Source organism: Priestia sp. YIM B13490, from assembly GCF_042787735.1.
Lineage (GTDB): Bacteria > Bacillota > Bacilli > Bacillales > Bacillaceae_H > Priestia > Priestia megaterium.
Window position 1 is genome coordinate 238,654 of the sequence record NZ_JBHZOT010000007.1, and the last position, 6,000, is coordinate 244,653.

Here is a 6,000-nt window from a genome sequence, read left to right on the forward strand (position 1 = left end):
AGGTTATGATGGTAAACGAGGATCATGTAAAAGCTTCAGACACCCAATCAACTTGTTTACAAGAATATGTTAATTCACCAGAGAAACAAAAAGCTTTATATAAACGAACCTTATTTGTTGTAAGTGTTTCTCAAATCTTTGGCGGTGCAGGATTGGCAGCAGGAGTTACTGTCGGTGCACTTATTGCACAGCAAATGCTTGGTACAGATGCCTATGCAGGAGTACCGACGGCTCTATTTACTTTAGGATCTGCAGGAGCTGCTTGGTTAGTAGGAAAGCTTTCTCAAAAAAAAGGGCGTCGTGCAGGACTTACAACGGGTTTTATTCTAGGGGGAGTTGGAGCAATTGGTGTTATTTTTTCTGCCATTCTTAATAGTGTTTTTCTTCTTTTTCTTTCGCTCCTCGTTTATGGATCAGGAACAGCTACTAATCTACAAGCGCGTTATGCAGGAACAGATTTAGCCAAAGCAAAACAACGGGGGACCGCTGTTAGTATGGCCATGGTTTTCACTACATTTGGAGCCGTTGCAGGTCCGAATTTAGTTAATGTAATGGGAGATTTTGCTCTTTCTATTGGTGCCCCAGCACTTGCGGGACCTTTCATTTTAGCAGCAGTTGCATATATAGTAGCTGGTCTTGTATTTTATATTATGCTGCGTCCGGATCCGTTACTGATTGCAAGAGCAATAGAAGCGAATGAACAAGAACGTGATGCTCAAAGAAATTTAATAAATACTGAGCGATCAACGAACAAAAAAGGAGTGGCTGTTGGCGCCACAGTTATGGTCCTTACTCAAATTGTAATGGTTGCTATCATGACCATGACACCTGTGCACATGAAACATCATGGCCACGGGCTAACTGAAGTAGGAGTTGTAATTGGCTTTCATATTGGTTCTATGTATCTTCCTTCATTATTTACAGGGGTCTTAATTGATAAAATTGGACGAACGGCGATGACAATTACTTCAGGAATTATCCTTCTTTTAGCTGGGCTGGTAGCAGCTATGGCACCGAGTGATTCAATGGTTCTTCTAGTGGTTGCTCTATCGTTACTTGGATTAGGATGGAACTTAGGTTTAATTAGCGGGACAGCTCAAATAGTGGATGCTACAGAACCATTAACACGTGCGAAAACACAAGGTACTATAGACGTTTTAATTGCTTTAGCAGGAGCTTCCGGAGGAGCTTTATCCGGAATGGTTGTGGCTCAATCAAGTTATGCCGTTTTATCATTAAGTGGAGGAATTCTATCTTTGATATTAATTCCGGTTATCATATGGGCTTATAGGAGTACAGGTGAAAATAAAGTTAAAGTAGGTCAAGGACTTTAATTTATCTGCGGTATGGAAGCCCGGCTCTGAAATAAATCATGTCACTCAAATTTACTTGTATTCTTCCACTTTCGTTTAAATAATAAACTTATTGGCAATCAATAAATTTGTTACCTTTCTTACAGACGATACACTAACATTTCAATCACACGAAAAACCTTCTACCTAACAGAGTAGAAGGTTTTTCGGTTTCAATTATTCATTGAAAATAGGTGTTTTTTTAAGAGATGTTTGATGAATTCCTCCATGTAAAACTGTTTTAAGACTAAGTTTGATGTTCTCTTTTACTCAGGCAAACGTACACTCGCTATAATTGTGAAAAGCAAACTCTCATGCTAGAGAGCTTGCTCTTTTTACTTCCTAATATATAAATCCTGTTTGACAAAAAACGATCTTTTTCAAGTACACCAAAAACGCACATTTATGATACATAGATTTTGAATAAGTTTTAAAACAGGAATAAGATATGATTATGAAGGAAAAGAATTGATTATAATCAATTCTCAAAAATCATGACTTGTAATATAGTCTTCTACATTTGAATAAAAAAGCGGTTGACTTTTCAGAATAATTAGTATTATAGTTATATTATAAAATTGTTTGTAATAATAAAAACAAGTTTTATAATATAAAACAAAAGGGTGAAACTCCATGCCTATTATTCAATCAGTAGATCGCGCCCTTCGTATCCTTGACCTATTTGATGAACATACAACAGAATTGAAAATAACAGATATAAGTGATCAAATTGGTCTTCACAAAAGCACTGTTCATTCATTATTGAAAACGCTTCAACAACGTGGCTACATTCATCAGAACCTCGAGAATGGAAAGTATGGACTAGGGATGAAACTTTTTGAAAGAGGAAACTATGTTATTCAGTCTTTAGATATTAGACAATTAGCTAAAAAATATCTGATGGATTTATCAGCAAAAACAGGACAAACTACACATTTAGTCATCTTAGATGGTAAAGAAGGAACGTATATTGATAAAGTTGAAGGTCCTATGGCTGTTATTCTTTATTCTCGAATAGGAAAAAGGATTCCACTTCACTGTTCTGCAGTAGGAAAAGCTTTGATTGCTTTTAAAGAAAAGGATGAACTAGAGAAAATTTTATCTGGGTATGAGTATACTGAGCAAACCGAATTCACCATTACAAATGAAATTGAATTTTTGCAGGAACTTGAAAAAGTTCAAAGTCAGGGTTATGCCGTCGATAATCAAGAGAATGAACCTGGTGTCCGTTGCATTGCAGCACCTATTAGAAATCACGAAAATAAGGTTATTGCTGCTATAAGTCTTTCGACACTTATCGCAGGAGTAGATGACATTCAGTTAGGAATCTTTGTTCAGCAACTGAAACAAGCAGCTTCCGAATTATCAGAGCAGATGGGGTATGGGATACCGATTTAATAAAGAGGTTCCCTTCTCTTTTGTCTATATTAAAAAACTGAGTTTTATATTATAAAACAAATGGAGGTTATTTATATGCGTATTATTCGATATTTAAGTGAAGATTCAAAACCTGTTTTAGCAGCCCTTACATCAGAAGAAACAGTTTACCCTCTTGAGCAGGAAGGGTTTATAGAACTAATTCATCAAGCGAACGTACAAAAGATCTCTCCTCTTTCTTTTGTTCAAAATATGATTTCTAAGTCTAAGCCTATCCCACAATCTATTGAAGAACTTTCATTACTTGTACCTATTATTGCTCAAGAAGTATGGGCTTCCGGAGTTACTTACGAACGTAGCCGCGATGCTCGAAATTATGAAGCTACAGATGGAAAATTAGACGCTACCACATTTTACGACAAAGTATATGACGCAGAACGTCCAGAAATTTTCTTTAAATCTACAGCTGCTCGCACAGTTGGACCCAATCGGGAAGTTTATATTCGTAGTGACTCTAAATGGCAAATCCCTGAACCAGAACTAGGTTTGATTATTAGTCAGGAAGGTGAAATCCTTGGTTATACAATTGGAAATGATATGAGCTGCCGTGATATTGAGGGAGAAAATCCCCTTTATCTACCACAGGCAAAAATGTGGAAGCATTCTTGTTCTATTGGACCAGCCATTCTTCTCACCGAATCCGTAAAAGATCCATATGACTTTGATATCATATGCCGTATTTATCGTCATGGAAACCTTGCAGTAGAGGGAACAGCTAGTACACGTCAATTAAAAAGAAAATTTGAAGAATTGGTTTCGTTCTTAGTACGTGATAATGAAATTTTTGATGGCACCGTATTATTAACTGGCACATGTATTGTACCACCAAATGACTTTACATTATTAGAAGGTGATCAGATTGAAATTGAAATTCCTAGCATTGGTATATTAAAAAATAGTGTAAGGTTACCAAGCAAAATTTCGGTCTAATTAAATGATTTCAAACTTAACTATTAAACTCAAATTATTTTTTTGATTTTAAATATCAGAAATTTATGAATTTATTAACTTTTGATTCAGATAATATGGAGGGAAATATGATGAATATAACAACAGAAGAGAAAATGTATTTAAACTATATTGATGGAGAATGGGTAACGGGTTCTGTGGAGCAAGTGGATAGCAGCACCAATCCTGCTAATCGACATGATGTAGTCGGTTATGTACAGCATTCTGAAAAAGAAGATTTAGATCGCGCTGTTGCTTCTGCTAAAAAAGCTCAGGTTTCCTGGAATAAACTGTCCGGGGCTGCTCGTGGTGAATGTTTGTATAAAGTAGCAAATATGCTTGAGCAGCGCCTAGATGAAATAGCAAAGACAATGACCCGCGAGATGGGAAAAACATTTCCAGAAGCAAAAGGTGAAACTGCAAGAGGGGTCGCAATTCTTCGCTACTATGCAGGAGAAGGTCTAAGAAAAGTGGGAGATGTCCTACCTTCAACAGACTCTGAAGCATTTATGTACACAACCCGTGCTCCTCTTGGGGTAGTGGGTGTTATTACACCTTGGAATTTCCCAGTAGCTATTCCTATTTGGAAGATTGCTCCTGCTCTTATTTATGGAAATACTGTTATTTTGAAGCCAGCTCGAGAAGCAGCAGTTACTGCTGCAAAAGTTATGGAATGTTTTGCAGAGGCAGGTTTGCCACGTGGTGTGATTAATATGGTAACGGGTTCTGGTTCTGTTATCGGACAAGGCATTATTGATCATCCAGATATTAATGGGATTACGTTTACAGGGTCTGATGCAGTCGGTAAACAAGTTGGTTTAGGCGCACTAAAACGTGGTGCAAAATATCAATTAGAGATGGGCGGGAAAAATCCAGTTATCGTTGCTAACGATGCCGATATTGAACAAGCAGTAGAGGCAACTATTAGTGGAGGATTGCGTTCCACTGGACAAAAATGTACAGCTACAAGTCGTGTAATTGTACAAAGTAAAATTTATGATGAGTTTAAAGAAAAGCTGATTGAACAAGTGAAAGAAATAAAAGTTGGAAATGGCCTTGAAAAAGATGTTTGGATGGGGCCTTGTGCAAGTGAAGACCAGCTTAACACGGTACTTGCCTACGTAGAAAAAGGTGTTGAAGAAGGAGCTTCGTTAGTTTATGGTGGTAAACGTCTAGATGAAGGGAATTTGGCTGATGGTTTCTATATGGAGCCTACTATATTCGAAAACGTGACTAGTGGTATGACTATCGCTCAAGAGGAAATCTTTGGTCCAGTACTTGCCCTTATGAAAGTTGAAACGTTAGAAGAAGCACTGAATGTTGCAAATGATGTAAAGTTTGGACTGAGTGCTTCCATTTTCACGAAATCAATTGGGCGTATGCTTTCATTCGTAAATGAGATGGATGCTGGTCTTGTGCGTATCAATGCAGAATCTGCCGGGGTAGAATTACAAGCACCATTCGGAGGAATGAAACAATCTAGCTCTCACTCTCGTGAACAAGGTCAAGCTGCAATTGAATTCTTTACTTCTATTAAAACAGTATTTGTAAAACCGTAACTCTATTCTTTAATCATTGTATGAAATTAAATAATGATAAGGAGGCGCATAACTATCACTTCGTTTGTTTTCATCTATTTTAATTGATTAGGAGATAAACAAATGCAAATTGAAACTAAAGAGCCCGTGCTTTCTACTGCACAAAAAAAAAATTGGAGATGGACGGTTGTAATCTGGTTAATTATAGGTGGGTTTATCAACTACCTAGATAGGGCAAATCTATCCATTGCTGCTCCGCAAATGATGAAAGAGTTACATTTAACAAAAACAGATATAGGACTTTTAGGTACAGTTTTTTCATGGTCTTATGCTTTAATGCAACTTCCCGCTGGTTGGCTAATTGATCGTTTTGGTACAAAAAAGATATATTCAATTGCAGTTTTGTGGTGGAGTGGAGCTACATTTATGATGGGACTCTTTAATAAGCTACCTTCATTTATTATTGTAAGGTTACTACTAGGGGCTGGTGAAGCACCTTGCTGGCCAACAGGTGCAAAAATAACATCTTATTGGTTTCCAAAAAAAGAAAGAGGATTTGCAACAGGCCTCTGGGATTCGTCATCGAAATGGGGTCCTGCTATTGCTCCTCCACTTTTAGTCGCAATCATGTTGGCTTTTGGATGGAGATCATTATTCTATATTACCGGTATTGCAGGAGTGTTATTTAGTATTGCTTTTTGGATTTTTTATAAAAACCCAGAACA

At 37.1% G+C, this 6,000-nt stretch carries 5 protein-coding genes; all 5 read left to right on the top strand.

Annotation, left to right across the window (positions count from 1 at the left end):
* Positions 1–5 precede the first annotated feature (5 nt).
* Entirely contained in the window at positions 6–1,334 is a 1,329-nt protein-coding gene (locus ACFX4R_RS21210) for an MFS transporter (protein WP_377570254.1), read from the top strand.
* 651 nt (positions 1,335–1,985) lie between these two features.
* Complete coding sequence (locus tag ACFX4R_RS21215) at positions 1,986–2,750, top strand: IclR family transcriptional regulator (protein ID WP_034653033.1); 765 nt, start codon at positions 1,986–1,988, stop codon at positions 2,748–2,750.
* A gap of 75 nt (positions 2,751–2,825) precedes the next feature.
* Positions 2,826–3,719: a fumarylacetoacetate hydrolase family protein gene (locus ACFX4R_RS21220; protein ID WP_377570257.1), complete on the top strand. Its 894-nt coding sequence runs from the start codon at positions 2,826–2,828 to the stop codon at positions 3,717–3,719.
* Positions 3,720–3,829: 110 nt separating this feature from the next.
* Positions 3,830–5,296, top strand: a complete 1,467-nt coding sequence (gucD, locus tag ACFX4R_RS21225) for an alpha-ketoglutaric semialdehyde dehydrogenase GucD (RefSeq protein WP_377570259.1) — start codon at positions 3,830–3,832, stop codon at positions 5,294–5,296.
* 102 nt (positions 5,297–5,398) lie between these two features.
* On the top strand, positions 5,399–6,000 hold a 602-nt coding region (locus tag ACFX4R_RS21230; RefSeq protein WP_377570261.1), incomplete at its 3' end, for an MFS transporter.